The following is a 26,546-nucleotide window of genomic DNA, read 5'->3' on the forward strand; positions in this document are numbered from 1 at the left end:
TCACAGGCACCAGCATCCGGCACAGCGCGACAGCAGAGGGACTGCCCCCGGGCTCTGTGGAGGACGCACGCGGACCGAGTGGGCAGGCGGCTCCTGGGGAAGACTCGGGAAGCCGTGGAAGTCAGAGTGACTTCAACGGTGCGGTCGGACTCGGGTCAGACGGTGCGGTCAGACCCCGAGGTTCCAGCTGAGCCGGTGCTGAGCGGTGGCCCCGAGCTCGAGCAGCGCATTCCGGTGACCCTGAGAGCCATACCCGCGGTTGGAGTCCCAGCCGTATCCGGGATGCTCCGCGGCGAGCTCCTCCATCAGACGGTCGCGTTCGAGCTTCGCCAGCACCGAGGCGCAGGCCACCGTCAGTGCCTTGATATCGGCCTTGACCATGGTCTGCACGCGGGGCGAGGCGCCATGGGTCAGCCAGTCATGGGCGCCGTCCAGGATGACGGCGTCCAGCGGCCGACCGAGCTTGACCTCGACCGCGTTGAGCCCGGCGAGCCCGGCGGCCCGCAGCGCCCCGTTGATGCCCAGGGCGTCGATCTCCCGCGGCGCCCGGTGCTGGACGCTGTAGGCGGCGGCGTGTTCGCAGATGTGTGGATGCCAGCGCTGCCGGGCCTTGGCACTGAGCAGCTTGGAGTCGCGCACGCCGTCGAGCTGGGTACAGATCCCGCTCGTCGTCGGCGTCTGGGCGAAGACCGGGGCCTGAAGATCGAAGACCACCACTCCGATGCTGACCGGGCCCGCCAGGGCGCCGCGGCCGACCTCGTCGATCCCAGCGATGTAGCGGACGTCGCGTCCGGCGGCGATTCCCAGCTCGGGCAGCAGCGTGGCGTTCTCGGGCATCAGCGCAGCCCTCGCATGAGACGCGTGGCGCGGCGCCGGGACCAGACGCTCAAGGCTCCGGGACCGCCTCGAAGGGGTCACGCTCGGTTCCGCCGTCGCCGAAGTGGTCAAACGGCCAGATCACGACCGAGGACCGACCGATGACGTCTTCGATCGGCACCGCACCCATGTCGGGCTCATCCACGTGGGAGCGCGAGTCCGCGGAGTTCCCGCGGTGATCCCCGAGCAGCCAGACGCTGTCTTCGGCAACGGTCACCGCGAACTCACCCTCGCTGGGGACGTCGCCGGGGAAGATATAGGGCTCGTCGATGGGTTCGCCGTTGACCATGATCCGACCCTGATCGTCACAGCACTCCACCTCGTCACCGCCGAGGCCCACGATCCGCTTCACCACGAAGTGCGAGGAGGTGTCCGGCATCAGACCGACGAAGATCATCGCGTCCTGGAAGGCGTTCGTGGGCACCTGGCTCCCGGCGCCCCACCACTGGCGGGTGTCTTCGAAGACCACGACGTCGCCGCGCTCGACCTCCATGAGGTCTGGGGCGAGCAGGTTCACGATGATCCGGTCATCGACCTCCAGGGTGGGCTCCATCGACTCAGAGGGGATGTAGAAGGCCCGGAAGAAGAAGGTCTTGACGACGAAGGAGATGACCAGCGCGAAGACCAGGATCGTGGCGATCTCGATCAGGAATCCGACCACCGGGTGCCGCGCCGAGCGGGCCCGACGACGGCGTTCTCTGCGGCTCTCCGGCGATGGAGACGGAGGCCCGTCACTGGTGCTGATGAAGTGCCTCCGGAAGCTCTCGTCGTTCATTCCAGGGCCAGAAGACGCCGGTGACGCGGCCGAGGATGCGGTCTTCGCTGATCATACCCCCGCCGGGTGCGCCCAGCAGCGCCCGCGAATCCAGGGACTGCTCGCGGTTGTCCCCCATGACCCAGAGTCGGCCCGGCGGAACCTCAGCCTCGAAGCTCAGCTCTGAGGCAGGAGCCTGCGCGGTGACGTCTCGGCCCAGATAGGGCTCCTCCACGGGTTCCCCGTTGACGGTGAGCTGCCCGGAGTCCGCGCAGCACGCGACGATGTCTCCGCCGGTGCCGAGCACGCGTTTGACGTAGGTCGCAGGAGGTGTCGCGATTCCGAACCAGTGACCGACCCTCGCTCCGAGCTGCTCGAGGGTCGAACCCCCTCCCACGTAGGGGGTGAAGGAGCCTTCTCCGTCGAAGACGATCACATCTCCGCGCCGGACGCCCTGGTCCTCGGGATAAGCCTTCTCCACCAGGATCCGCTCGGAGTCAGCCAGAGTGGGCGCCATAGAGACCTGGGAGACGGTGTAGACGTCCACGACGAACAGGCGCAGCCCGGTGGCCAGCAGCACCGCGATGACGGCGGTCGCGAGCACCGCGATCCAGAGCCGGAAGCGGCGAGGACGCGTCAGACGCCGAGAACCCCGAGTCGCCGAGTCAGACTCGGGCGGCTCAGGGTTCTCTGCGCTGTTCATAAGACGTACGAGCTCTCAGCGATGAGCCGAGGCCGATCCGCGGATCAGGCCTCGGTGACCTCTTCGACCTTCTCGCCCTGCTGGCGAGCAATGGTGGACTCACGCTTCTCCTTGATGCGTGCAGCCTTGCCATGGCGATCGCGCATGTAGTACAGCTTGGCGCGGCGGACGTCACCGCGGGCCAGGACCTCGATCTTCTCGGTCACCGGGGAGTGGACCGGGAAGGTGCGCTCCACGCCGACGCCGAAGGACACCTTGCGGACCGTGAAGGTCTCGCCGATGCCGTGGCCCTGGCGGCCGAGGACGTAACCCTTGAAGACCTGAACACGAGTGTTCTTGCCCTCAACGATGTTGACGTGCACGTTGACGGTGTCACCGGGGCCGAACTCCGGGATGTCGGTGCGCAGGCTGGCTGAATCAACGAAATCAAGCTTATGCATATGCTTCTCCTTGGACGACTGCCACAGGTCACTCGCCCGGGTTGCGACCTCTTGCGGACGGCGCACAAGGCGCCGATCACGCCGGAATCCGGCGCAGGTCAAAGCGTAAGGATCCGGATCGGGATGATTTCCCTCTCCGGCGGCCTGTCTGTTGACGGTCATCCCCTATGGCAGATGGAGCCGCCCAGCAGGCACGGTGGCCAATTCTATGTCAGATTCCGCTCCTGCGCGACCACGTGCTTGGCCCACAGATCGGGGCGCAGCTTCCGGGTGCGGATGTCCTGCTGCGCCGCGCGCCAGGCGCCGATCTTCGCGTGGTCACCGGAGAGCAGGATCTCGGGCACATCGAGGCCGCGCCAGCGCGCAGGCTTGGTGTAGACCGGATACTCCAGCAGGCCGTCGGCATGGGACTCCTCCGCCAGCGACTCCGGGTTGCCGAGCACCCCGGGGATCAGCCTGGTGATGGCTTCGACCATGACGACGACGGCGGACTCCCCGCCGTTGAGCACATAGTCCCCGATGGACATGGGGCGCACCTGGAAATGCTCCGGCGCCCAGTCGAGCAGCCGCTGATCGATGCCCTCGAAGCGTCCGGGGGCGAAGACCAGATGCTCGGCCTGGGCCAGCTCTTGAGCGGTCCGCTGAGTGAGCACCTCCCCCGCAGGGGTGGGAATGATCAGGATCGGGGGATCATCCGATGCCGGGGTCTCCCGCTGGGTGAGCACGTGCTCCAGCGCCAGCGCCCACGGCTCGGGCTTCATCACCATCCCGGCGCCGCCGCCGGTGGGGGTGTCATCGACGCTGCGGTGCTTGTCGAAGCTGAAGTCGCGCAGCTGGTGCCGGTGCAGGGTGAGCAGTCCCTCGCGCTGGGCCTTCCCGATCAGGGAGAGGTCAAGGACGTCGAAGAACTCAGGGAAGATCGAGATGAGGTCGATCCGCATGGCGCGCTCCTCGCTCAGAAGAGGCCGGGCGGCGGGGTCAGCACGATGCGCTGATTCTCCGCATCCACCTCGGGCACGAGCTCTTCGACGAAGGGGACCATCACGTCCTCGCCGGAGACGGCCGTGACCACGAGCAGATCCTGCGCCGAACCGGTGATCAGCTCCTTGAGCGTGCCCAGGCGCTGACCCTGTAGGTCCACGCAGGCGAATCCGGCGAGTTCGTGGCTGTACCAGCCGTCCTCGTCGGAGTCTTCCTCCATCGGCACCTCGACGTAGAGGGTGGAGCCGCGCAGGGCTTCGGCGCTGTCACGGTCAGTGATCTCGCGGAAGCTCAGCAGCGCGATGCTCTTGTTCCAGCGCTGCCGGGTCACAGTGAGCAGCGTGGTGATCCGGTCGACGGTCTGATCGCCGGCGATCCGGATGATCACCGAACCGGGAGCGAGTCGCTGCTCCGGGTCATCGGTGAAGAGTTGGGCTGTGACCTCGCCACGGATGCCGTGGGGTTTGCCGATACGAGCGACCCGCAGGCGCTCTGCCGAATCTGGCAGTGCCTGCGGGTCGGTCTCATATGCTTCCTGGCCTTGCATGCCAGCAATCATGGTGCAGTCCTCATATCCGTCAGCGGCTGCGGTCGGTGTCGACCACGTCGACGCGGACATCGCCCCCACCGGGGAGGGCGGAGACCACAGTGCGCAGTGCCTTGGCGGTGCGCCCGGCCCGACCGATCACTCGACCGAGATCATCCGGATGAACTCGCACCTGGAGGACGTCGTAGCGACGCCCGCCCTTACGGCGGACATCGACGTCATCGGGTGCGTCCACGATTCCGCGGACCAGGTGTTCGAGCGCGTCACTCAGCACTGCATCAGCTCCCATGATTACTCTGCATTCTCCTGCGAAGCAGACTCAGCTGCCTCGTCGGCAGGAGCCGGAGCCTTGGTCTTCTTCTCCTGGATGACTGAGCCCTTGCTGGGAGCGACGAACTCCTCCTTCGGGGCCTTGGTCCGCAGAGTGCCTTCGGAGCCTTCGAGGCCCTTGAACTTCTGCCAGTCACCGGTGACCTTCAGCAGTGCATTGACCTGCTCGGTGGGCTGTGCGCCCACGGAGAGCCAGTACTGAGCGCGCTCGGAATCGATCTCGATCAGCGAGGGCTCCTGCGTCGGGTCGTATTTGCCGATCTGCTCGATGGCGACGCCGTCACGCTTGGTGCGGGAGTCGGCGACGACAACACGGTAGAACGGTGCACGGATCTTGCCCATGCGCTTCAGACGAATTTTAACTGCCACTTGAGTGGTCCACTCCTGTTTCTTGTTTCAGGGGCGCGGTCAGGCAACGGATTGCGTGGGGACGTGCTGCACAATCGAGGCGACCACTTCAGAACATTGTCCCTACGGCGGGTTTAGAGGGTGCCCTCCGTCGAACAAAGTACCTGCCTATTGTGCCAGAGATCGGCCGAACACGCGATCTGAGACCCGGTCAGCCCTGCTCAGCGCAGGCCGAGACTCAGCGCAGGTACTTCTCGAATCCCTTGGGGAGGTTCAGGTCCTCGGGCTTGAGATCCTTCGTGCCTGCGCCGAAGCTGGAGCCGTCCATCCGCTTGGCGGCACCCTGGGTGCGCTTGAGCTCAGCCTCGCGGGCCTCCTGGGCGGCCTTGGCCGGGTTGCCGGACTTCTTCTTGGGCTTGGGCTGGGGCTTGCGCTTCTTCGAGGCGCCTCCTCCGGCACCCATGCCGGGCATCCCGCCCATCCCCGGCATCCCGCCGCCGCCGGGCATCGAGGGCATGCCCCCGCCGCCGGCCATCTTCTTCATCATCTTCTGTGCCTGGGTGAAGCGCTCCAGAAGCTGGTTGACCTCGGAGACGTGGACGCCGGAGCCCTTGGCGATGCGGGCCCGGCGGGAGCCGTTGATGACCTTGGGGACGTTGCGCTCATAGGGGGTCATCGAATAGATGATCGCCTCGACCCGGCCGATGGAGGACTCGTCGAACTGGTCCAGCTGCTGCCGCATCCCCTGCGCGCCGGGCATCATGCCCAGCAGCTTCTTCATCGAGCCCATCTTCTTGAGCTGCTGCATCTGACCGAGGAAGTCGTCGAGGGTGAAGTCCTCCTGGTCGGCGAACTTCCTGGCCATCTTCTCGGCCTCGCCGCGGTCCCAGTTGGCCTCGGCCTGCTCGACCAGGGAGAGGATGTCACCCATGTCCAGGATCCGACGAGCCATCCGGTCCGGGTGGAAGACCTCGAAGTCTTTCAGCCCTTCACCGGTGGAGGCGTACATGACGGGCTTGCCGGTGACCGAGGCGACCGAGAGCGCGGCACCGCCGCGAGCGTCGCCGTCGAGCTTGGTGAGCACCACGCCGGTGAAGTTCACGCCCTCGTTGAAGGCCTGCGCGGTGGTGACCGCGTCCTGACCGATCATCGCGTCGATCACGAAGAGCGTCTCGTGCGCGCCGACGGCGGCCTTGATGTCAGCGGCCTGACGCATCAGCTCGGCGTCGACGCCGAGGCGCCCGGCGGTGTCGATGATGATGACGTCGTGGAGTTTGCTGCGGGCCTCGGCGAGACCATCGGTGGCCACCTTGACCGGGTCACCGGTGGTGGACTCGAATTCCGAGGACACGCCGGGGTGCGGAGCGTAGACGGGAACACCGGCGCGCTTTCCGCCGACCTGCAGCTGGGTGACCGCGTTGGGCCGCTGAAGGTCACAGGCCACCAGCATCGGGGTGTGGCCCTGGTTCTTCAGATGGTGCGCCAGCTTCCCGGCGAGCGTGGTCTTGCCCGCACCCTGGAGGCCGGCGAGCATGATCACCGTCGGCGGGTTCTTGGCGAAGGCCAGTTCACGGGTCTGCCCGCCGAGGATCCCGACGAGCTCCTCGTTGACGATCTTCACGATCTGCTGACCCGGGTTCAACGCCTGTGCGACCTCGGACCCGAGGGCGCGCGCCTTGACCTTGGCGATGAACTCGCGGACCACCGGCACGGCGACGTCGGCGTCGAGCAGCGCCCGGCGGATCTCCCGCGCGGTGCCGTCGATGTCGGCCTCGGAGAGCCTCCCCTTGCCGCGGAGGTTCTTGAAGGTGGCGCTCAGGCGATCGGAGAGGGAGTTGAACACGTCTGGGATGTCCCTTGGGTCGTTGGTGGTGGCTGCGCGTCGCGGAGCAGAGTGCGTCCACCGCGCAGTGGATGTACCGAGGCTCTAGAGTATCAATGTGCGATGGATAGACCTTCACCCCAGTGACACCACCTCCCAGACCTCCACCGTCGCGGAGCGGGTATCTGCCACCGACGCTGATGTCCTCAGTGCGGCCCGGGCGGCGCACCACACCGCCCTGGAGGCCGCCGAGCAGGCGCACCGGGCCGCGGCCAGCGCCTGGTCAGGTCCGACGCAGAAATCGGTGGCGACCAGCCTGTACGCCCATCACGCATCGTTGCACCTCGAGCGCGCCGAAGCACTCGCCGAGGCCGCGTCGGCCTCCGCCGTCCCACCGGCGGACGGCCTGGTCGCAGACCCCCCGGAGACGCCCGCCGCGCAGTGGGCACAGGCCTTGGGCGACGCCGCGCAGCTGCCCTCCCCCGAGGCAGGCGTCTCCCGACCACGCCTGGGACTGCGCGTCGGCCTGGTCGCCGGGCCACGGCTGCGTCTGGGCTTCTTCGGCCTGGCCGAGCTGCGCGATCTCACCGCCGAGGACTGGCAGACCCAGCTGGAGCACCTCGACCTCCTCATGATCGGCTCAGAGACCGAGGAATCCCCCGAATTCCTGCTGGAGACCCTGATCCCTGCGGCGCGCGCCCGCGGGCTGCCCGTCGTGCTGGTGGTGACGTCTGGACCCGCGCTGGGATCGTCCCTGTCGATCGCGGAGCGCTGCACCCAGATCTTCGCCACGGACCCCGAGGCCGCCGCCGTGCTGCGCAGCCGCTGCCCCGAACACGTCGAAGTGGAGGTCATCCCACACCCGGTGAGCCCGCTGCTGCACACCCCGGTGGGAACCCGCCCCGCGCGGACCCCGCTGATCGCGCTGCTGGGAATGGAACAGCGGCACCCCGCCCCGCATCTCGAAGAACCACAGTTCATCCCACCGCTGGTGGACGGGGTGCTGGGAGCCGGTCGGACGGCCGCGCTTCTTCCTCCGGAGCCGCGCCCCCACCACTGGTCCATCCCCGCCGACTACGCCCCGTGGACGCTGACCCGCGCCGAGGCCGCTCTTGTCGGGTCAGCCCGCGAGACGGCCCAGGTCCAACGTGCGATGGACGTCGGGCTGGCCGTCAACGCGGTGATGGACTCCCAGGCCGTGTTCGATCCGCAGATCCTGCAGCTTCAGGCCAGCGGCACCATGGTCCTGGCCACCTATAACCAGGGCGTGAACTCCTACTACCCGCAGGTCCACATCGCGAACTCCGCAGAGGACGTCGCCAAGACCCTCGAGACGATGACCTTGGACGAGCTGCGCCGGGTCCAGGCCGACGGGATCAGGACGATCTTCACCGCTCATCACGGCACCGACGTGCTGACCCGGATCGCCCGCGCCGCCGGCCTTGAGATCCCGGCACACCAGGACCGCGTCCTGGTGGTCGCCGATGAGCTCACCGAAGATCTCCGTGCCGACATCGCCTCCCAGACGCACCCGGCCGTGGAGATCACCACCTGGGCGGAGCTTGCCGCGTCCCGGACCGACGATGCGGAAGATCTCCCCGACACCAGCCGCTTCGAGATCCTGGTGCCGATGAGCTGCGCCCGGCGCTACAGCCCGGAGTACCTGGCGGATCACGTCGCCGCGTTCCGCTACCAGGCCGCCGCGGTGACCACGAAGCTCGACGGTGACGCCGACTCCACCGACGACGCCGCCCACCAGCGCCGGGCCGGCGTCGCCGACCTGGGCCTCTCCGCCTGGTGGCGGCCCGCGCCGGAGGCCCTGGACTCCCCCGACGCCCTCCTCGAGACCCTCGAGGCCGGTGCTGGCGCCACGGACTCCACCATGCCGGTCTACGCCCTCGACCACCTCGGGCACCGCCCCGCCGGTGCCCGCCGGGAGATCGATCGTGAGCAGGGCACGGATATGGCGCAGGCCAGAGAGGAGTTCCGCCGCACCGCCGAGGAGCTGGGACTCGAGCTCGCCGTCGTCGTGCCGATCTACAACAACGGCGACCACCTGCGGCACAAGGCCTTCGCCTCGCTGCGCCGATCCGGGATCTTCGAGAAGATGCACATCCTGCTGATCAATGACGGCTCCACCGACGCCTCCACCGTCGACACCATCGAGGAGCTCGCCCACGTCTGGCCCAACGTCTCGGCCTTCCATCACGCCCGGGGCGGATCGGGGTCTGCCTCCCGCCCGCGCAACACCGGGCTCGCATTGAGCTTCACTGAGTTCGTCACCTACCTGGACCCCGATGACGAGGAGCTCGAGGATGGCTACTGGGAGCTGCTGGAGCGGCTGCGCGAGGCACCGGAGGCCGACTACGCGCTCGGGACCATGGCCGTCTGGACGCGGAAGTACGGAGTCCATGACTACCACCAGTGGTTCCAGGCCGGCGTCGAGCACCGCGACGGCCTGCACTGGCCGACGGCCGACTCCCTGGTCACGCTGAACTTCCGACCGGCGTCGATCGAGGCCATGGTGGCGCGCACCGCATGGCTCCAACGCCTCGGACTGGTGCAGCCCGTGGGCGCGGTGGGGCAGGACAGCTACTTCTTCCAGCAGCTGTTCTTCCACACCCGGGCCTATGTTCCGGTGTATCGACCGGTGTATACCTACTACGGTGCGGTGGAGACCTCCATCGTCAACGTGATCTCCCCGAACTACTTCCGGAAGTACCTGATCCTGGAGCAGGATCGTGCCGCCTGGCTGCGCGAGGTGGGCCTGTTCGAGGTCTACCTCGAGCAGCGCTTCGAATCGTTCTTCGTGTCCTGGTACCTGCAGAAGTACAAGCGGGTGCTGCCTCACGATCGCGACGAGGCGGCCGGGGTGCTCCGCGAGCTCATCGCCGCCTACGGTGATGTGCGCTGGAGAGATCCGCGCGGACTTGAGTTCTTCCGCAGTCCCGAGGGGCGGCCGTGATGACGGAATCGCCCACCTCCGGGTCAGTCGGCAGGGCCGAGGGCCACGGCAGAGCAGAGGACCACAGCAGAGCAGCCGGGACTGCCCGGGGCAGAATCGATGCGAAGGACGATCAGGCGATGACCGAGACCAATCAGACCAGCACCAGCGCGGCGGCACCGACCGAGACCGAGCCGAATGCGGTGACCGATCTCAGCGAGAACACCCGCGAGGTCGTCGTCGAGCTGCTCACTCAGCACCAGGCCCTGCTCACCGAGCTCCGCTGGGCCTATGACCAGCTCGAACGCGTCCAGGAGGTCGATATCGCTGCGCTCAAGCAGCGGGTCTCGGAACTGGAGCAGCGCCGACCAGCGCGGAAGACGGCCAAGGCCGCGTCCGCGAGCGCGTCGTCGAGGATGCGCAAGCGCGTGGAGTTCACCCTGCAGCACCCTGACAAGGCCGTGCGGGTCGCAGGACGAAAGCTCGCCAGACCCTTCGAACAGGTGGCCCGCCGAGCAGGGTTCGACCGGTGACCCACCACCTGGGCCTGACTGGTCCGCACCCGCGCCGGGACCGCCTGGATGCCGGCATCGCTCGGATCGCCGAGCTGCTGGCCGCCCCCGATCTGCTCAGCGCCCTCACCGAGGAGGGCACCACCGAGCTGCTGGGCCCCGGCCCGGGCAGCCCCTTCTCTCGCGGGACGACTGACGCCTCCGATCTGCTCGAGCAGCTGGCACCGGCGATGGCGGCGCTGCCGGATCTCGAGTCCGGGATCTCCAGGCCGCCCCTGGCGCTGTGCGTGGCAGTCATCGACGACTTGAGCACCCAGCAGGTGCTGCGCGGGGCCGCCGAGCTGATCGGTCTCAGCGCGGAGCAGCTGACTGCGGACGCTTCAGCGCTTGACCGCGTCGACCTGGTGGTGCTGACCCCGGTCAGCGCCGGCGCCCGATACAGCGTCCCCCCGGAGGGGACCGTGGAGGGCAGCGAGGACCAGCTCCAGGCCTGGGCGCGGCTGCTGCTCACCGAGGTGATCCCCCGCTGTCGGCGCGAGGGCGTTCCCGTGGTCTTCTGGGACCGCACGACCCGCAGCACCACCGCGACCGGCCGCGAGGTGGCCAGCGCCTGCGACGCGGTCTTCGCCGTCTCCGAAGAAGCCGTCCGGCGCTATGCCGACACGCGGCGGCAGAAGGCAGAGGTCACCCGGGTGCCGATGGTGGTCAACCCGTTGCAGAACTCCCCGCTGGGCACCCGCAGCGCCACCTCGGCCGTGATCGCCATGGCAGGCGCGCACGTGGCGCAGAGCCCCCGCGATCTGCGGGTCATGGTGGAGTGGATCCTTGACGGCATCAGCGCCCAGGGCCTGCCCGCCGCGCTGCTGCGCCGGGGCGAGGAGGGCACCCTCCCGGCCGGGCACGGAGCCGGGTTCGCGGCGCGCCACTGGCCGCTGCTCGTCGACGACCCGGGACCCGACGCGATTGCGGCGCTGGACCGGGTCACCGACATCGGCATCGTGCTCAATGACGTGATCAGCTCCCAGACGCTCTATGACCGGCGCATCATCGAGCTGCAGGCCTCAGGCTCGATGGTGCTCAGCGGCTACAACCAGGGAGTGAACTCCTACCTCCCGCATGTGAGGATCCCACAGTCGACGGCGGACGTCGCGGACACTCTCGGGTCGCTGACCCTCGGGGAGCTCCGGCGCGTCCAGGGCGACGGGATCCGCACGGCCTTCAGCAGCCATCACGTCTCCGACGTCTTGGCGAGAATCTGCACCGCGGTGGGCCTCTCGGCGCCACGGCCCGCGGAACGGGTGCTCGCGGTCATGGATCAGGTCGAGCACACCGGGCAGACCCGGCGAAGCGGCCAGACGGACTCCCTGGAACCAGTGGACCCGCTGGATTCGGTGCTGCGCGCCGAGCTGGGGTCGCAGACCCACGCGGAGATCCCCCTGGTCTCCTGGGACCAGGTGTCCGCCCGCCACGGCAGCTATGACATCCTGCTGCCGGTCTCCACCCGCCGGCACTACTCCCCCACCTATGTGGCTGACATGATCAGCGCCTTCCGATACCAGGGCGCCGGCGTCGTCGCGAAGCTGGACGGGACTGCCGAACAGACCGACCGCGCCGCCCTGCGCCATCAGACCCCCAGCTCGGCACGGACAACGGCGACGACTACGGGTTCGGCATCAGCGCCGCCGGCCCTGGACCTGACCGCCTGGTGGCGACCCGCTGAGGGTCCCGCCGCCAGCGCCGCAGCCCTGCTGGCCCACGCGCATGACCAGCGGATCTTCTTCTCTGATCACCTCGGACATCATGCCCGCGGACTCGGAGCGTCGATGCGCCGAGATCGTCCGGCACTGACGGTCGATGAGGATCTCGCCGCAAGCTCCAAGCTCGCCGCTGCCACCGCGGGGGCGCTGAACCTCGAGCTGACCGTGATCGTGCCGGTGTACAACAACGGCGATCATCTTCGGCACAAGGCATTCGCCTCGCTGCGCCGATCCTCGGTCTTCGAGAAGATGCACGTGCTGCTGGTCAATGACGGGTCCACGGATCCGGTCACGGTGGACACCGTCGAGGAGCTGGCCCACGAGTTTCCGAACGTGACGGCCTACCATCACGGCGGGGGCGGTTCAGGGTCCGCGTCCCGACCGCGCAACACCGGTCTGAAGCTGACCCATACCGAGTTCGTCACCTACCTGGACCCCGACAACGAGGCGGTCCATGACGGCTTCGCGCAGCTGCTCGCGGACATTCAGTCCCACCAGGATGTGGATTTCGTGCTCGGCGACATGACCCACTGGGCCAGCCGGTTCGGCAGGCTGCACTACAGCGAGCTGCTGCGCGAGACCCTCGCGGATCACCAGGACGCGTCCGGGACCATCGCCGTGCCGGGCGACGCCTTGGAGCGGCTGCACTTTCGTCCCATGGGGATCCAGACGGTGGTCGCTCGCACCGACTGGCTCCAGGCCTGCGGGCTGGAGCAGCCTCTGGGCGCGGTGGGGCAGGACAGCTACTTCTTCCAGCAGATGCTCTACTACGCCCGCCGAGTCCGGGTGCAGGACATCGGGGTGCACACCTATTACTCCGCAGTCAGCGACTCCACGGTGAACACGATCAACCCGGGCTACTTCGAGAAGTACCGTCCGCTCGACCTCGCGCGCGCCGACTGGCTGCGCGAGGTGGACAAGCTTCAGGCCTACAGGGATCTCCGGCTGGAGCCCTTCTTCGTGAATTGGATGCTCCCGAAGCTGCGCCGACTCGAGTCAGAGCCGTCAGACTGGCTCTTCGCGGCCGAGACCCTGGCAGACCTGCTCGGATACTACGGGGACCACGAGTGGACCACCCCCGAGGCCGTCGAGTTCTGGGACCATCTGGCGGAAGCGCGTCGACGCGCCAAGCCCTGACCGGCCCCGCAACACCACCGAGCTTCCGGACGCCACCTAGCCCTGCAGTGCGGGCTCGATCCGCTCGGCCAGCTCGGCGGTGACCGAACGGACGAAGTTCTGTGAGACGTGGCTGTTGTCGTTGTAGGTGATCGCCCCGCCCAGCACCGCAAAGCAGGTCGCCTCCTCCTCGGAGCAGAGCAGGTCCTCCGTGGGGATGAAGTGGTAGTTCTCCGCCTCGGCGAAGACGTCCTGGGACTGGGTCAGCCAGCGCTCGCTCACCCATGTGTCCTCGAGATCGTCGTTGCAGGCGGCGGGGTCGTCCTCGTTGAGCGCCACGCACTCAGGCAGCGTCTCGGTCGCATTGCGCTCGAGGTTGAGCCGCGGGATCTCACCCAGGACGACGACCTCCTTCTCGGCGTCGAGCCAGACCTGGATCGGGGTGATCACGCTGCGTCCCTGCTCGGTGAGCTCCACCTCGGAGTCGGGCAGGTCCACCTCGACGTCGGGCCCTTCGAAGCCTCCCATCATCTGGCTGGCAGCGATCACGATGGTCTCCACCTCGGCATCCTCGGAGAGCCTGTCCAGGATCTCCAGGTTGGCCTCACCACAGGGGTCATCGGCTTCTACGAAGGTCGCGGCCCGTGGGGTGCAGCCGGACCGGGTCAGCACGAGCAGCCGCTTGCCCGCGTCCCGCGCGATCTCATCCAGTGCCGGAAGCCACATCGTGGCGTGTGAATCCCCGAACACGGCGATGGTGCCGTCGGCCTCTGATGCCAGAGCCCCGAGCCAACACTCAGGGACGCCGTCGTCGTCTGCTCCGGCCTGGCACCCGGGGTGGACAGGCTCCTGGGGCTGCGCGGCGACGTCGGCCGCCGAGGGGGTGAGCCCCTGGGTGCCTTCGAAGGGGTCCCCGCACTGATCGGGATTCGCCAGCGCCCGGTAGCCGTAGCAGGGGTGGTCCTCAGAGAGGTCCGAGGCCGTGAACTCCTGTTCCACACGCTCGACCGAATAGTGGGCGAGGGCCATCACGAGCGCCATGCCCACTCCGGCGGCGACCATGGTCCGCCAGGTCGGCAGCAGGATCTTCGCTCGGCGCAGCGGGGTCTCGAAGAACCGGGTGCTCAGCGCGGAGACCACGACGACGCCGAGGATCAGGGCGACCTTGACGTGCCATAGATCGGCGGTCTCCAGCAGGTAGGGCGAGAGGATCACCACCGGCCAGTGCCAGAGGTAGATGGCATAGGACCAGTCCCCGATCGCGGTCACGGGGCGCAGCGAGAACCACCAGTGGATCCCGGTCCAGGAGTCTCTGCCCCCGCAGGCCATCAGCAGGGTCGCACCCACCGTCGGGATCAGTGCCGTCCAGCCCGGGAAGGGCGTCAGCTCGCTGTAGAGATACGCCGAACCGAGGATCATCGCCAGCCCGGTCCAGCCGAGCAGGTTCCCCCACCGTCCGGTGAACTGGGTGGCGCCGAGGAGAAGCGCGAGCAGGGCGCCCAGCGCGAACTCCCAGATCCGGGTCGGCGTGACGAAATAGGCCTGGGCGGCGGAGTCCGCGGTGTAGTAGATGGAGAAGGCCAGGGAGCCTGCGCCCAACAGACCGATCACCCAGAGGAAGATGGTGCGCGTGTGGCTGCGCGCAACAGCCTCGCCGTGCACAGACTGCCGACCGCGCCGGGCCAGGACCGCGAGGCCCAGGACGACGGCGAGCAGCACCGGCCACAGGACGTAGAACTGCTCTTCGACGGAGAGCGACCAGAAGTGCTGCACCGCGGTGGCACGTTCGTCGGCCTTGGAATAGTCGATGGCGTCATCAGCAAGGATCCAGTTCTGCACATAGAGCGCCGACGCAAAGATCTGTCGGCGGGTGTTCTGCCATTCCGTGCTGGGCAGGATCATCACCGCCGCCACCGCGGTGATGCCCAGCACCAGCAGACTCAGCGGCAGCAGACGCCGGATCCTGCGCGCCCAGAACTGACCCAGCCGGATCCGCCCGGTCCTCGCCGCCTCCTTGAACAGGTGCGCGGTGATGAGATACCCGGAGATCACGAAGAAGACATCCACACCCACGTACCCGCCGGTCAGATGCTCCGGCCAGAAGTGGTATCCGACGACGAGGAGCACAGCCAGTGCGCGCAGGCCCTGGATCTCTGGCTGGTAGCGTCCGCCGCGCGAGGACCGTTCGGCAGCCTCCGGCAGCGTCGGTGCAGCGACCGGCAGTGCCTGGGCGGACTCGGCGCGTGTGGTCATGGGCGGTTCTTGGTCTCCTTCGACGGTCGAATGCAACCGCTCCAAGATATCGCCGTTCTCAGGGAATCCCCGACCCCACACCGGACGCCGGATCTTGACGCCCGTGGAGGGTAGTGACCCCTGGAATCCGCTGGGATAGACTCGCGTGCTGTCAGCCTCTTCGTGCTGTCAGTGTCATCGCGTCGCGACAGAAAGTGGTCCCCTTTGCCAATGAACATCTCGAGCGTCGGTGTCATCGGACTCGGCTACATCGGTCTGCCCACCGCCGCGATCCTCGCGGACCACGGCGTCACCACGATCGGCATGGATGTCTCCGCACGCAACGTCGCTGCGGTGAACAAGGGCGAGGTCCCCTTCGTGGAGCCCGGCCTGCGTGAGGTTCTGGAGCGCGCGGTCAGCAGCGGCACCCTGACCGCGACGACGCAGACGCCCAAGGCTGATGCCTATATCGTCGCGGTCCCCACCCCCTTCACCGATACCCACTCCGCTGACCTCTCCTACATCGAGGCCGCCGCCGACGGGATCGCCGCCGAGATCACCGGAGGGGAACTGATCATCCTGGAGTCCACCTCCCCACCAGGGGCCACCGAGCACATGGCGCAGCGCATCCTCGCCGCCCGCCCCGATCTCAGTGCCGCCGACATCCTGGTCGCGCACTGTCCCGAGCGCGTGCTGCCGGGGAAGATCATGGAAGAGATGATCACCAATGACCGGATCATCGGCGGCCTGACTCCAGAAGCCGCCGAGGCCGCCCGGGACCTGTACTCCGCGTTCTGCGAGGGCAAGTTCCTGCTCACCGACGCCCGCACCGCGGAGATGGCGAAGCTCACCGAGAACAGCTTCCGTGACGTCAACATCGCTTTCGCCAACGAGCTCTCGGTCATCAGCCACAAGCTCGGCATCGATGTCTGGGAGCTCATCGAGCTGGCCAATCACCATCCGCGGGTCAACATCCTGCAGCCCGGTCCCGGAGTGGGGGGACACTGCATCGCGGTGGACCCGTGGTTCATCGTCGATGCCGCACCCGAGGAGGCGAACCTGATCCGGACCGCGCGGCAGACCAATGACGCGAAGCCCGAATGGGTGCTGGGTCGGATCGAACAGGCCCTGGAGACGGCGGGCGACTCACCCGCGGTGGCGCTGCTCGGGCTCGCGTTCAAGGCGAATATCGATGATCTGCGCGAGTCCCCCTCGCTGCACATCGCGGAGAAGCTCGCCGGGCGCGCCCCGGGAGCGCAGCTGCTGGCGGTGGAACCGCACATCCAGGAGCTGCCCGAGTCGCTGGCGCAGCACAGCAATGTCAGGCTGAGCGACCTCGACGAGGCCTTGGAGCGTGCCGATGTGGTGGTGCTTCTGGTGGACCATCAGGTGTTCAAAGAGCTGCCGGCCTCTCGGCTCGGAGATGCCACGGTGATCGACACCCGCGGCATCTGGCGCTGACGCGCCTGACCGGCGCGCCGGCCTGAACTTCGCTGCCCCGCCGGAACTGCCCCGCCCCAACGGAGCTGCCCCAACGGAGCTGCCCCGACCTAGGAGCTCCCGGCCAGCGCCGGTTCCATCCGGTCGGTGAGCTCAGGGATCGTCGACTGCACGAAGGTCCGCGCCAGGTGGCTGTTGTCCGAGTAGGTGATGGCACCGCCGAGAACCGCGTAGCAGGTGTCCTCCCGGCACACCAGATCCTCGGTGGCCACGAAGTGGTAGTTCTCTTCGTCCGCGAAGACCTCCGCGGACCGGGTCAGCCAGCGATCCCCCACCCGAGTGTCCTCGAGCCTCTCGTGGCAGGCCGAGAGGTCGCTCTCGTTCAGGGCCACGCATTCCGGCAGGGTCTCTTCTTCCTGCTCGTCGTTGCTCATGCGTGGGACCTCACCGAAGACCACCACCTCTTTGTCGGCCTCGAGCCAGGCCACGATCGGCTCGTACATGGCCCGCGCCGAATCGTCGAGACCGGAATCACCCTCGTCCAGTCCGAGGTCGCGGCTCGGCCCGCCGAGCCCCCCATGCATCTGGCTGGCCGCCACGATCACGGTGTCGATGCCGTCGTCCGCGGAGACCTGGTCGATGATCTCGGCATTGGCGCGGAGGCAGTCGCTGGAGTCCTCATCGACCTCGCCGCCGCGGGGCGTGCAGCCGGACCGCGTCAGCACCAGCAGGCGCTTGTCCTGCTCCTGGGCGATCTCATCGAGCGCCGGGAGCCACATGGTGGCATGGGAGTCGCCGAAGACCGCGATCGTCCCGTCGGACTCCGTCTCCTCCGCCCCGAGCCAGCACTCCGGCACACCATCGGCGTCCTCGTCGGCCTGACAGCCAGGGAACGCCTCCTCCTGGTACTGCTCCGCCACCACCGCAGGCGAGGGCCACAGACCCAGCTCCCCTTCGAACGGGTCACCGCATTCGTCCGGGTTCGCCAGCGCCCGGTAGCCGTAACAGGGGTGGTCCTGGGTGAGTGTGGAGTCTGCGGTGCTGGTCTGCATCACCGAGACCGCAGCGATCCCGGACACGATGACCAGCACCATGCCGGTGCCGGCCGCGACCATCGTCCGCCAGGTGGGCAGCAGGATCTTGGCGCGGCGGATCGGGGACTCGAAGAAACGGGTGCTCAGCGCGGAGAGTCCGATGATGCCCAGGATCAGCAGGACCTTGACGTACCAGAACCTGGCGGCGTCGCTGATGTAGGGCGAGAAGATCACCACCGGCCAGTGCCAGAGGTAGATCGCATAGGACCAGTCCCCGATGGCGGTCGCTGGGCGCAGCGAGAGCCACCAGTGAACCCCTGTCATCGGTTCCCGCCCGCCGCAGGCCAGCACCAGGACTGTGCCCACTGTCGGCAGCAGCGCGGTCCAGCCGGGGAACGGAGTGGTGTCGGTGTAGAAGAATGCAGCGCCGACGATCATGAGGAATCCGGCCCAGCCCAGCAGGTTTCCCCCTCGACCGCTGAACTGCCGAGATCCGAGCACCAGTGCGGCGATCGCACCGAGGGTGAATTCCCAGATCCGGGTGGGCGTGACGAAGTATGCCTGCGCCGGCGCGGCGGCGGTGTAGTAGATGGAGAACAGCAGCGAGAACGCTCCCAGCAGTCCGACCACCCAGAGGAACGCGGCCCGGATCTGGGCGCGCTCCAACCCGGGGGCGCCGGAGCGGCGCTGCCTGAAGGCCAGGAACATCAGCGTGAGCGCCAGCAGGACCGGCCACAGGACGTAGAACTGCTCTTCGACAGACAGCGTCCAGAAATGCTGGACGGCTGTTGCTCGTTCGTCGGCCTTGGAGTATTCCACCGCGTCGGCTGCGAGGATCCAGTTCTGCACGTAGAGCGTGGACGCGATGATCTGCCGCAGGGTGGCCTGCCAGGCGGTGCTGGGCAGGATCAGCACGGCGGAGATCGCGGTCAGCAGCAGCACGAGCAGGCTCAGCGGCAGCAGCCGGCGGATCCGGCGCGCCCAGAACTGGCCGAGCCGGACTCCCCCGGTCTTCACCGCCTCCTTGAACAGATGCGCTGTGATCAGGTAGCCGGAGATCACGAAGAACACGTCGACGCCGACGTAGCCGCCGGTGAGACGGTCGGGCCAGAAGTGGTAGAGCAGCACGACCAGCACCGCCAGGGCCCGGAGCCCCTGGATCTCGGGCTGGAAGCGCGTCGGTGCCCCGCCCGCGGCCGGCAGCGGTCGGCCCGAGGGGGTTGCCTCTGCCGAAGAGATCGATGTCATGCCCACGTGAGTCTCTCGTCTTTTCTCGTCGTCGACGCCGAGGCGTCACTCTGTCCACATCTGCTGCAAGTCGGTCGGCGGCCCATAGAGACGCCGATGAGTCCGATGCCGCACCATACTCCAGCGTCCTGAAGGTTCGCAGGAGGTGGTCGTCCGCGTGGGTCCTGGCCGCCGGGTCCGCAGGTCTGTGACAGACTGAGCGCGTGGATTTTGACGTACTGATTCTGTTCATCGTTCTTGCCGTGATTCTGCTCAGCACCCTGGGATTCTTCCTGGTGCAGGGCGGGAAGCTGCTGCCCAAGGACAAGCGTGAGCAATACCTGACCCAGCGCGACCCCGATGACATCCCGTCCGGCGGCGTCGGGACCCTTGAGGCCCCCGCGGAAGACCGCCCGGACGTCGCAGAGCCCGAGTTGGGCGGCGGCGTCGATCTGGTGGAGGAGCCGACGGTCGTTGAACCGACCGTCGAGACCCCCGAACCGGTGGCCGGACGTCTGGCCAGGCTGCGCGCCCGGCTGGTCAAGTCCAACAACATCTTCGGCAAGTCGCTGCTTGCGCTGCTGTCTCGCGACGAGATCGACGAGGACGTCTGGGAAGAGATCGAAGAGGTCCTGCTGATGGCGGACCTCGGCACCGATCCCACCATGGAGCTCGTCGACAGGCTCCGCGAACGGGTCAAGGTCGAAGGCACCAAGGACCCGGTCGTGGTCAAGGCGATGCTCACCGAAGAGCTGACTACCCTGGTCGATCCCACCCTTGATCGCCGACTCACGGTGACGGCGCAGGGTCGTCCCGCGGTCATCATGGTCGTCGGCGTCAACGGCGTCGGCAAGACCACCACGGTGGGCAAGCTGGCCCGGATGCTGGTCGCCGAGGACAAGGACGTGCTCCTCGGAGCGGCCGACACCTTCCGCGCAGCCGCCGCCGAACAGCTGAGCACCTGGGGTCACCGGGTGGGCGTGCCGACGGTGAAGTCCGACGTCGAAGGCGCTGACCCGGCGTCGGTGGCCTATGAGGCCGTGGACAAGGGGATCGAGCTCGAAGCCGACGTGGTCATGATCGACACTGCAGGCCGGCTGCAGAACAAGTCCAACCTGATGGACGAACTCGGCAAGGTCAAGCGTGTGGTGGAGAAGAAGTCCGCCGTCGACGAGGTCCTGCTGGTCCTCGACGCCACCACCGGTCAGAACGGCCTGAACCAGGCCAAGGTCTTCTCCGAGGTCGTCAACGTCACCGGCATCGTGCTGACCAAGCTCGACGGCACCGCTCGAGGCGGCATCGTGGTCGCCATCCAGCGCCAGCTCGGCGTCCCGGTGAAGCTCATCGGACTCGGTGAGGGTCCCGACGATCTCGCACCCTTCGACGCCGCCGAGTTCGTCGCCGCGCTGCTCGAGGACCACTGATCATCAGCGCCCGTTGACCATCAGCGCCCGCTGACCCTCGGCAGGCGCTGCACCTCAGCGGTCCTCCGCCTGCGGAATCCGCGAAGCCGCCTAGCTGAGGAATCCGCGCAGCAGCGAGGCGGTGCCCTCCAGGTGATCGATCATCAGCGACTTCGCCCCGGACCCGTCACCGGCCAGGATGGCCGTGGTGATCGCCAGGTGCTGCTGATTCGAATGCTCGAGATTCGCCGGCAGCAGCGGAATCTCATCCAGCAGCGCGCTCACCCGCGCCCGGGTGTCGGTCACGGCGGTGATGAGCGACGGGGACCCGCTCAGCTCGGCGACCGCGATGTGAAACCGAGCGTCACGGGCGCGATAGCTGGACCGATCGGCGCGCTCCAGATCTGAGAGACAACCCTGAAGGTGCTCGCGCGCCGAGGCGGAGAGGTCTGCCTGGGCCGCCAGCTCCGCGGCGGCCGGCTCGAGCACCGCGCGAAAGACCAGCACGTCGCGGCGCTGCAGGGGATCCATGTGTTCTACGCCCTGCGGCGTGGCGCTCGGCGCCTCCAGGATGTAGGTCCCGCCGTAGCGACCCCGACGGACGTCGAGAAAGCCTGCCTGCTGCAGCTCAGCGAGGGCTTCGCGCAGGGTTGCGCGGGAGACCCCGAGGTGCCCGGCCAGTTCCCGCTCCGGGGGCAGCTTCTGTCCCGGGGGGAAGAGTCCGACCCGGATCGCCTGGAGCAGATGCTCGATCGTCTCCTCGAACGTATTTCCTGAACGCACCGGACGCAGCACCGAATAGGGGTTCCCGAAGTCTGCCGCCGTCATTTGGTCCTCCGTTCCGGCTCACGCACTGGCTCTGGCCTCAGCCTACGGGCTCCCCCGCGCGGGGTTACGACATGGGAGTCCACCTCTTGACGCCCCGGGGGAGAGCTGTCAGGATTCCGCACAGCACCATGGACTGAAATCAGTCCTTTGATGGTCTCCCCCGTCGGGTCGAATCCACAAGAGGTGGACAGCCATGCCACATGACAAGAGCAGGTCATTCCTCGCTGATTCCAGCTACATGGCGCATCGCCGGCTCAAGACCGGAGCCGCGGGGTGGATCCTGCTGGCAGGCCTGGGCGTGTCATACGTCATCTCCGGGGACTTCGCGGGATGGAATCTCGGTCTGGCCGAAGGCGGGTGGGGCGGTCTGCTGATCGCCTTCGTGCTCATGGGCGTGATGTACACCTGCATGGTCTTCGGCCTCGCCGAGATGTCCTCCTCGCTGCCCACCGCAGGCGCCGGCTACGGCTTCGCCCGGCGGGCCCTCGGCCCGCTCGGCGGCTACGCGACCGGTGTCGCGGTGCTCATCGAGTACGCGGTCGCGCCGGCCGCGATCGCCACCTTCATCGGCGGCTACATCGAGGCACTGGGCCTGTTCGGCATGACCAATTCCTGGCCCGTCTACCTGGCGGCCTATGTGGTGTTCGTGGGCATCCACCTCTACGGAGTGGGTGAGGCGCTGCGGCTGATGTTCGGCATCACCGCGATCGCCGTGCTCGCCCTGGTGGTCACCGTCATTGCCCTGGTTCCGCATTTCGACGCCGCCAACCTCTTCGACATCGTCCCGAACGACGCCGTGGGAGCCAGTGCGTTCCTGCCGATGGGCTACGCCGGAGCGATGGCGGCGCTGGTCTACGGGATCTGGTTCTTCCTGGCGATCGAAGGCGTGCCGCTGGCCGCCGAGGAGACCACCGATCCGAAGCGCGACATGCCGCGCGGCATCATCGTGGCGATGCTGATCCTGCTGGTCACCGGTGCGCTGATGCTGGTCCTGGTCCCCGGGGCGGCAGGCGCAGAGTCGATGAGCACCTCCGACAATCCGCTGCCCGAGGCGATCCGCGCCGTCGCCGGCCCCGACAGCGTGATGGCGAGCATCGTCAACTACGCCGGACTCGCGGGACTGATCGCCAGCTTCTTCTCCATCATCTACGCCTACTCCCGGCAGCTCTTCGCACTCTCCCGCGCCGGTTACCTGCCCCGCTGGCTCTCACTGACCGGGAAGCGCCGGACCCCGTGGGTCGCGCTGATCGTGCCGGGGACCATCGGCTTCGTGCTGGCGGCGGCCACCGGGGACGGAGGCCTGCTGATCAACATCGCGGTCTTCGGGGCCACCGTGTCCTATGTGCTGCTCAACCTCTCCCACATCGTGCTGCGCCTGCGCGAGCCCGACCTCCCGCGGGCCTACCGCACCCCCGGCGGGGTGGTCACCACCGGCGTCGCGCTCGTCCTGGCCGTGGTGGCGGTGATCGCGACCTTCCTCGTCGATGTCTTCGCGGCCTCCATCACAGCCGCGGTGTTCCTGGCCTTCCTCGCCTACTTCTGGTTCTACAGCCGCCATCGCGTGGTCGCCAACGCACCGGAGGAAGAGTTCGCCCGGGTCAAGGACGCAGACTCCACGCTGAACTGAGCCCGACCGGTCACCCACGCCCCTGCCATCACCCCTGCAACCCAAGGATCAGATCCCGTGACGACATCGCCCAAGCATCCCCGCAACGATCGAATGCTCACCGTCCCTGGGCTGCGCCAGGAGATCACCGAAGGGCGCATCGACACCGTGGTGCTGGCCTTCACCGATATGCAGGGCCGGCTGCAGGGCAAGCTCTGCCACGCCCAGTTCTTCCTGGACTCGATGCTCGAAGAGGGAGCCGAGGGGTGCAACTACCTGCTGGCCGTGGACACCGAGATGAACACCCCCGGCGGCTATGCGATCAGCAGCTGGGAGGCCGGCTACGGGGATATGAGCTTCGCCATGGACCTGGACACCATCCGGCGGATGCCGCACAACCCGGGTCAGGTGATGATCCAGTGTGACCTCACCGCCCATGACGGCCAGCTGATCCCGATGTCCCCGCGGGCCATGCTGAGCCGTCAGCTCGACCGCGCTCGGGAGATGGGCTACCAGATGCTCACCGGGACGGAGCTCGAGTTCTGCGTCTACAACACCAGCTATGAGGACGCCTGGGACTCCAACTACCAGAGCCTGGTCCCGGCGAACCGATACAACGTCGATTACAACATCCTGGGCTCCCAACGGGTCGAGCCGCTGCTGCGCGAGATCCGCAACGCCATGTACACCGCCGGGATGACGGTGGAGAGCGCCAAGGGAGAGTGCAACTTCGGTCAGCACGAGATCGCCTTCCGCTTCGACGAGGGACTGGTCACGGCGGACAACCACGTGGTCTACAAGCTGGCCTCGAAGCAGATCGCCCAGCAGCAGGGCAAGTCCATCACGTTCATGGCCAAGCCCAACGAGCGTGAGGGCAGCTCCTGCCACATCCACATGTCGCTGCGCGGGCTCGACGGCGAACTGAGCTTCTGGGATGAGGAGAAGGACGCCCGCAGCGCCACCTACGACTACTTCATCGCCGGGGTGCTCAAGGGCATGCGCGAACTCTGCATCTTCTACGCCCCGAACATCAACTCCTATAAGCGCTTCGCCAAGGGCAGCTTCGCCCCCACCTCGGTGGCCTGGGGCATCGACAACCGCTCCTGTGCGGTGCGCCTGGTCGGCACCGGCCAGTCCGCCCGGATGGAGAACCGTCTCCCCGGCGGCGACGTCAACCCCTACCTGGCACTCTCAGCGATGCTGGCCTCAGGCCTCTACGGGATCGAGCACCAGCTGGAGCTGGAACCCATGATGGAGGGCAACGCCTATGAGTCCGACGCACAGGTCGTGCCCACGGCGATGAGAGAGGCCCGCGACCTGCTCGCCGACTCGGCACTTGCCCGCGAGGTCTTCGGCGAGGATGTGGTCGAGCACTACGTCCACTACGCCGATGTGGAGCTGGAAGCCTTCGAGTCCGCCGTCACCGACTGGGAGCTGCACCGTGGTTTCGAGCGGCTCTAGGGATTCTTCGTCGGCGCCGCGCCGGCGACCCCGGATCGCGCTCACCACGTATTACCAGGAGGGCTCGTGGGGCGATTGGAACTCGGTGGCGGCGATCGTGCCCGGGTCCTACGTGGAAGGCGTCGCGGCGGCCGGGGGAACCCCTGTGCTGCTGCCCCCGGTGGGCACCGACACCTCGGTGCTGGAGCTGATGGACGGGCTGATCGTGATCGGCGGCGTCGACGTGGATCCGCTCATCTACGGCGCCGACCGGCACGAACGCACCTCCTCCCAGCCCAGCCGGGATGAACACGACATCGCGCTGACCCGGGCAGCCCTGGAGAGGGGCCTGCCGCTGTTCGCCATCTGCCGGGGCGCTCAGATCCTCAACGTCGCGCTGGGTGGGACCCTGATCCAACACCTGCCCGACGTCAACCCCGACGCCGAGCAGTACCAGCCCGGACCCGGCCTGTACGGAAGGGTCCAGTTCACCACCGAGCCGGGCAGCCGGTGCGCGCAGCTGCTCGGCGCGAGCGCCCAGTCGCCGTGCTACCACCATCAGGCCCTGGATGAGGTGGCGGAGGGCCTGGTCGTCACCGCCCGCGCCGCCGACGGCACCATCGAGGCCGTGGAGACCACCACGGAGGCCTGGACCCTGGGGGTCCAGTTCCACCCCGAGGAGAACCGCAAGGATGCTCGGCTCTTCGAGGGCTTCATCGACGTGGCCCGGCGCTTCGCCGAGCGGCGAGACGCCCCCCAAGACCCACATCGGGGACCCGGCGCCCACCCTGACCAGCACCGAGAGGACGCACTGCACCCATGACCGTGACCCAGATCGTCGATCCCACGACCGAAGAGATCATCGAGACCATCGAGCTGGTCTCGCTGCAGGAGACCGACGCCGCCATCGCCCGCGCCCAGCGCGCGTTCCTCACCTGGCGCACCGTGGAGCCGGCGGACCGGGCGCGACTGCTGCGTCGCTTCGCCGACGCGGTGGACGCCGACCTGGAACATCTCGCCGCCCTGGAGGTGCGCAACGCCGGGCACACCATCGGCAACGCCCGCTGGGAGGCCGGAAACGTCCGTGACGTCCTGACCTACTACTCCGGAACCCCCGAGCGGCTCTCCGGTCGTCAGATCCCCACCCCGGGAGGGGTCAACCTGACCTTCCACGAGCCGCTGGGCGTGATCGGGGTGATCGTGCCCTGGAACTTCCCTATGCCGATCGCCGCATGGGGCTTCGCGCCAGCCCTGGCGGCAGGAAACACCGTGGTGCTCAAGCCCGCGGAGATCACCCCGCTGACCGCCATCCGGCTGGGCGAGCTTGCCCTGCAGGCCGGACTGCCCGAGGACGTCTTCACCGTGCTGCCGGGCAAGGGCTCCGTGGTCGGTGAGCGCTTCGTGACCCACCCGGACGTCCGGAAGGTCGTCTTCACCGGCTCCACCGCGGTGGGCAAGCGGATCATGGCTGGCTGCGCGGACCAGGTCAAGCGCCTGACCCTGGAGCTGGGTGGGAAGAACTCCAACATCATCTTCGCCGATGCCGACCTGGACCAGGCCGCCGCCGCCACTCCCGGCGGCGCGTTCGACAACGCCGGCCAGGACTGCTGCGCCCGTTCCCGGGTGCTGGTGCAGCGCTCGGTCCTGGATCGGTATCTGGAGCTGCTGGAGCCTGCCGTGCGCGACTTCCACTGCGGCGATCCGAGCCTGGAGCAGACCGCCATGGGTCCGCTGGTCTCCGCCGCCCACCGCGACTCGGTGGCCGCCTACCTCGACGACGACGCCCCCATCGCCTTCCAGGGGTCAGCCCCCACCGGCCCCGGATTCTGGTTCCCGCCGACCGTGCTCACTCCCTCTGCCGACTCCCGAGTCTTCAACGAGGAGATCTTCGGACCGATCATCGCCGTGGTCCCCTTCGAGGATGAGGCCGAGGCGATCCGCCTGGCCAATGACACCGACTACGGCCTCTCCGGCTCCATCTGGACCCGTGACGTGGGACGCGCCCTGCGGGTCTCCCGCGGGGTCGACGCCGGGAACCTCTCGGTGAACACCCACGCCTCGGTGCGCTACTGGACTCCCTTCGGAGGGTTCAAGCAATCGGGCTTCGGACGGGAGCTGGGGCCCGACGCCGCCGAGGCCTTCACCGAGACCAAGAACGTCTTCATCTCCAGCAGCTGACCGATTGCGTGACCGCGCAGCCGAACAC

General features: G+C 67.7%; 21 protein-coding genes. 9 read left to right on the top strand and 12 right to left on the bottom strand.

The genetic code is table 11. From position 1 onward, the window contains the following. Nucleotides 1–168 precede the first annotated feature (168 nt). From LTI14_RS04390 to ffh, 9 genes are all read right to left on the bottom strand, one after another. The gene (locus LTI14_RS04390) at nucleotides 169–837 is read right to left on the bottom strand and encodes a ribonuclease HII (RefSeq protein WP_241464920.1); all 669 of its coding nucleotides are present in this window, start codon (nucleotides 835–837) and stop codon (nucleotides 169–171) included. 49 nt (nucleotides 838–886) lie between these two features. Beyond that, nucleotides 887–1,537, bottom strand: coding sequence for a signal peptidase I (gene lepB / locus LTI14_RS04395; protein WP_241470999.1), 651 nt, complete (start codon nucleotides 1,535–1,537; stop codon nucleotides 887–889). A gap of 70 nt (nucleotides 1,538–1,607) precedes the next feature. Further along, nucleotides 1,608–2,234: a signal peptidase I gene (gene lepB, locus LTI14_RS04400; protein WP_241464922.1), complete on the bottom strand. Its 627-nt coding sequence runs from the start codon at nucleotides 2,232–2,234 to the stop codon at nucleotides 1,608–1,610. Between the two features lie 143 nt (nucleotides 2,235–2,377). Then, nucleotides 2,378–2,773: a 50S ribosomal protein L19 gene (gene rplS / locus LTI14_RS04405; RefSeq protein ID WP_241464923.1), complete on the bottom strand. Its 396-nt coding sequence runs from the start codon at nucleotides 2,771–2,773 to the stop codon at nucleotides 2,378–2,380. A gap of 206 nt (nucleotides 2,774–2,979) precedes the next feature. Then, entirely contained in the window at nucleotides 2,980–3,714 is a 735-nt protein-coding gene (gene trmD / locus LTI14_RS04410; protein WP_241470998.1) for a tRNA (guanosine(37)-N1)-methyltransferase TrmD, read from the bottom strand. A gap of 14 nt (nucleotides 3,715–3,728) precedes the next feature. Next, a complete protein-coding gene (gene rimM / locus LTI14_RS04415; RefSeq protein WP_241470997.1) occupies nucleotides 3,729–4,313 on the bottom strand; it encodes a ribosome maturation factor RimM in 585 nt (194 codons plus the stop codon). Nucleotides 4,314–4,332: 19 nt separating this feature from the next. After that, entirely contained in the window at nucleotides 4,333–4,575 is a 243-nt protein-coding gene (locus LTI14_RS04420) for an RNA-binding protein (protein WP_036476533.1), read from the bottom strand. A 17-nt stretch (nucleotides 4,576–4,592) separates the two neighbouring features. Next, a complete protein-coding gene (gene rpsP, locus LTI14_RS04425; protein WP_241464926.1) occupies nucleotides 4,593–5,000 on the bottom strand; it encodes a 30S ribosomal protein S16 in 408 nt (135 codons plus the stop codon). A 217-nt stretch (nucleotides 5,001–5,217) separates the two neighbouring features. Continuing rightward, the gene (ffh, locus tag LTI14_RS04430) at nucleotides 5,218–6,822 is read right to left on the bottom strand and encodes a signal recognition particle protein (protein ID WP_241464927.1); all 1,605 of its coding nucleotides are present in this window, start codon (nucleotides 6,820–6,822) and stop codon (nucleotides 5,218–5,220) included. Between the two features lie 97 nt (nucleotides 6,823–6,919). Here ffh and LTI14_RS13210 point away from each other — a divergent pair, with 97 nt between their 5' ends. The 3 genes from LTI14_RS13210 (at nucleotide 6,920) to LTI14_RS13215 (ending at nucleotide 13,151) form a co-directional block, all read left to right on the top strand. Then, the gene (locus LTI14_RS13210; RefSeq protein ID WP_241475916.1) at nucleotides 6,920–9,766 is read left to right on the top strand and encodes a glycosyltransferase family 2 protein; all 2,847 of its coding nucleotides are present in this window, start codon (nucleotides 6,920–6,922) and stop codon (nucleotides 9,764–9,766) included. Nucleotides 9,767–9,885: 119 nt separating this feature from the next. Then, nucleotides 9,886–10,278 (top strand): hypothetical protein, encoded by a 393-nt coding sequence (locus LTI14_RS04440; protein WP_241470995.1) that lies wholly within the window; start codon nucleotides 9,886–9,888, stop codon nucleotides 10,276–10,278. Further along, nucleotides 10,275–13,151, top strand: coding sequence for a glycosyltransferase (locus LTI14_RS13215; protein ID WP_241475917.1), 2,877 nt, complete (start codon nucleotides 10,275–10,277; stop codon nucleotides 13,149–13,151). The genes LTI14_RS04440 and LTI14_RS13215 overlap by 4 nt, the downstream gene beginning before the upstream one ends. A 36-nt stretch (nucleotides 13,152–13,187) precedes the next feature. Here the strand turns inward: LTI14_RS13215 and LTI14_RS04450 are convergent, their stop codons facing one another. Further along, entirely contained in the window at nucleotides 13,188–15,383 is a 2,196-nt protein-coding gene (locus LTI14_RS04450; RefSeq protein ID WP_241475918.1) for an acyltransferase family protein, read from the bottom strand. A 210-nt stretch (nucleotides 15,384–15,593) separates the two neighbouring features. Here LTI14_RS04450 and wecC point away from each other — a divergent pair, with 210 nt between their 5' ends. Then, nucleotides 15,594–16,823: a UDP-N-acetyl-D-mannosamine dehydrogenase gene (wecC, locus tag LTI14_RS04455; protein WP_241475919.1), complete on the top strand. Its 1,230-nt coding sequence runs from the start codon at nucleotides 15,594–15,596 to the stop codon at nucleotides 16,821–16,823. Between the two features lie 89 nt (nucleotides 16,824–16,912). On the opposite strand, the gene LTI14_RS04460 is transcribed toward wecC, so the two are convergent. Beyond that, nucleotides 16,913–19,084 carry an acyltransferase family protein gene (locus tag LTI14_RS04460; protein WP_241475920.1) on the bottom strand — a complete coding sequence of 724 codons (2,172 nt, stop codon included), beginning with the start codon at nucleotides 19,082–19,084 and terminating at the stop codon, nucleotides 16,913–16,915. Nucleotides 19,085–19,287: 203 nt separating this feature from the next. Between LTI14_RS04460 and ftsY the strand changes: the two genes are divergently transcribed. Beyond that, entirely contained in the window at nucleotides 19,288–20,487 is a 1,200-nt protein-coding gene (gene ftsY / locus LTI14_RS04465; protein WP_241475921.1) for a signal recognition particle-docking protein FtsY, read from the top strand. Nucleotides 20,488–20,577: 90 nt separating this feature from the next. Here the strand turns inward: ftsY and LTI14_RS04470 are convergent, their stop codons facing one another. Beyond that, the gene (locus LTI14_RS04470) at nucleotides 20,578–21,294 is read right to left on the bottom strand and encodes a FadR/GntR family transcriptional regulator (RefSeq protein WP_241475922.1); all 717 of its coding nucleotides are present in this window, start codon (nucleotides 21,292–21,294) and stop codon (nucleotides 20,578–20,580) included. 193 nt (nucleotides 21,295–21,487) lie between these two features. On the opposite strand from LTI14_RS04470, the gene eat reads away from it, so the two are divergent. The 4 genes from eat to LTI14_RS04490 all read left to right on the top strand — a co-directional run bounded on the left by eat (nucleotide 21,488) and on the right by LTI14_RS04490 (nucleotide 26,518). Then, nucleotides 21,488–22,921, top strand: coding sequence for an ethanolamine permease (gene eat / locus LTI14_RS04475; protein ID WP_241475923.1), 1,434 nt, complete (start codon nucleotides 21,488–21,490; stop codon nucleotides 22,919–22,921). Between the two features lie 93 nt (nucleotides 22,922–23,014). Then, nucleotides 23,015–24,361, top strand: coding sequence for a glutamine synthetase family protein (locus LTI14_RS04480; protein WP_241465102.1), 1,347 nt, complete (start codon nucleotides 23,015–23,017; stop codon nucleotides 24,359–24,361). Then, entirely contained in the window at nucleotides 24,342–25,163 is an 822-nt protein-coding gene (locus LTI14_RS04485; protein ID WP_241475924.1) for a gamma-glutamyl-gamma-aminobutyrate hydrolase family protein, read from the top strand. The genes LTI14_RS04480 and LTI14_RS04485 overlap by 20 nt, the downstream gene beginning before the upstream one ends. Further along, nucleotides 25,160–26,518: an aldehyde dehydrogenase family protein gene (locus LTI14_RS04490; RefSeq protein ID WP_241475925.1), complete on the top strand. Its 1,359-nt coding sequence runs from the start codon at nucleotides 25,160–25,162 to the stop codon at nucleotides 26,516–26,518. Before LTI14_RS04485 ends, LTI14_RS04490 begins: the two co-directional genes overlap by 4 nt. Nucleotides 26,519–26,546 lie beyond the last annotated feature (28 nt).

Source organism: Nesterenkonia sp. YGD6, from assembly GCF_022565895.1.
Classification (GTDB): domain Bacteria; phylum Actinomycetota; class Actinomycetes; order Actinomycetales; family Micrococcaceae; genus Nesterenkonia.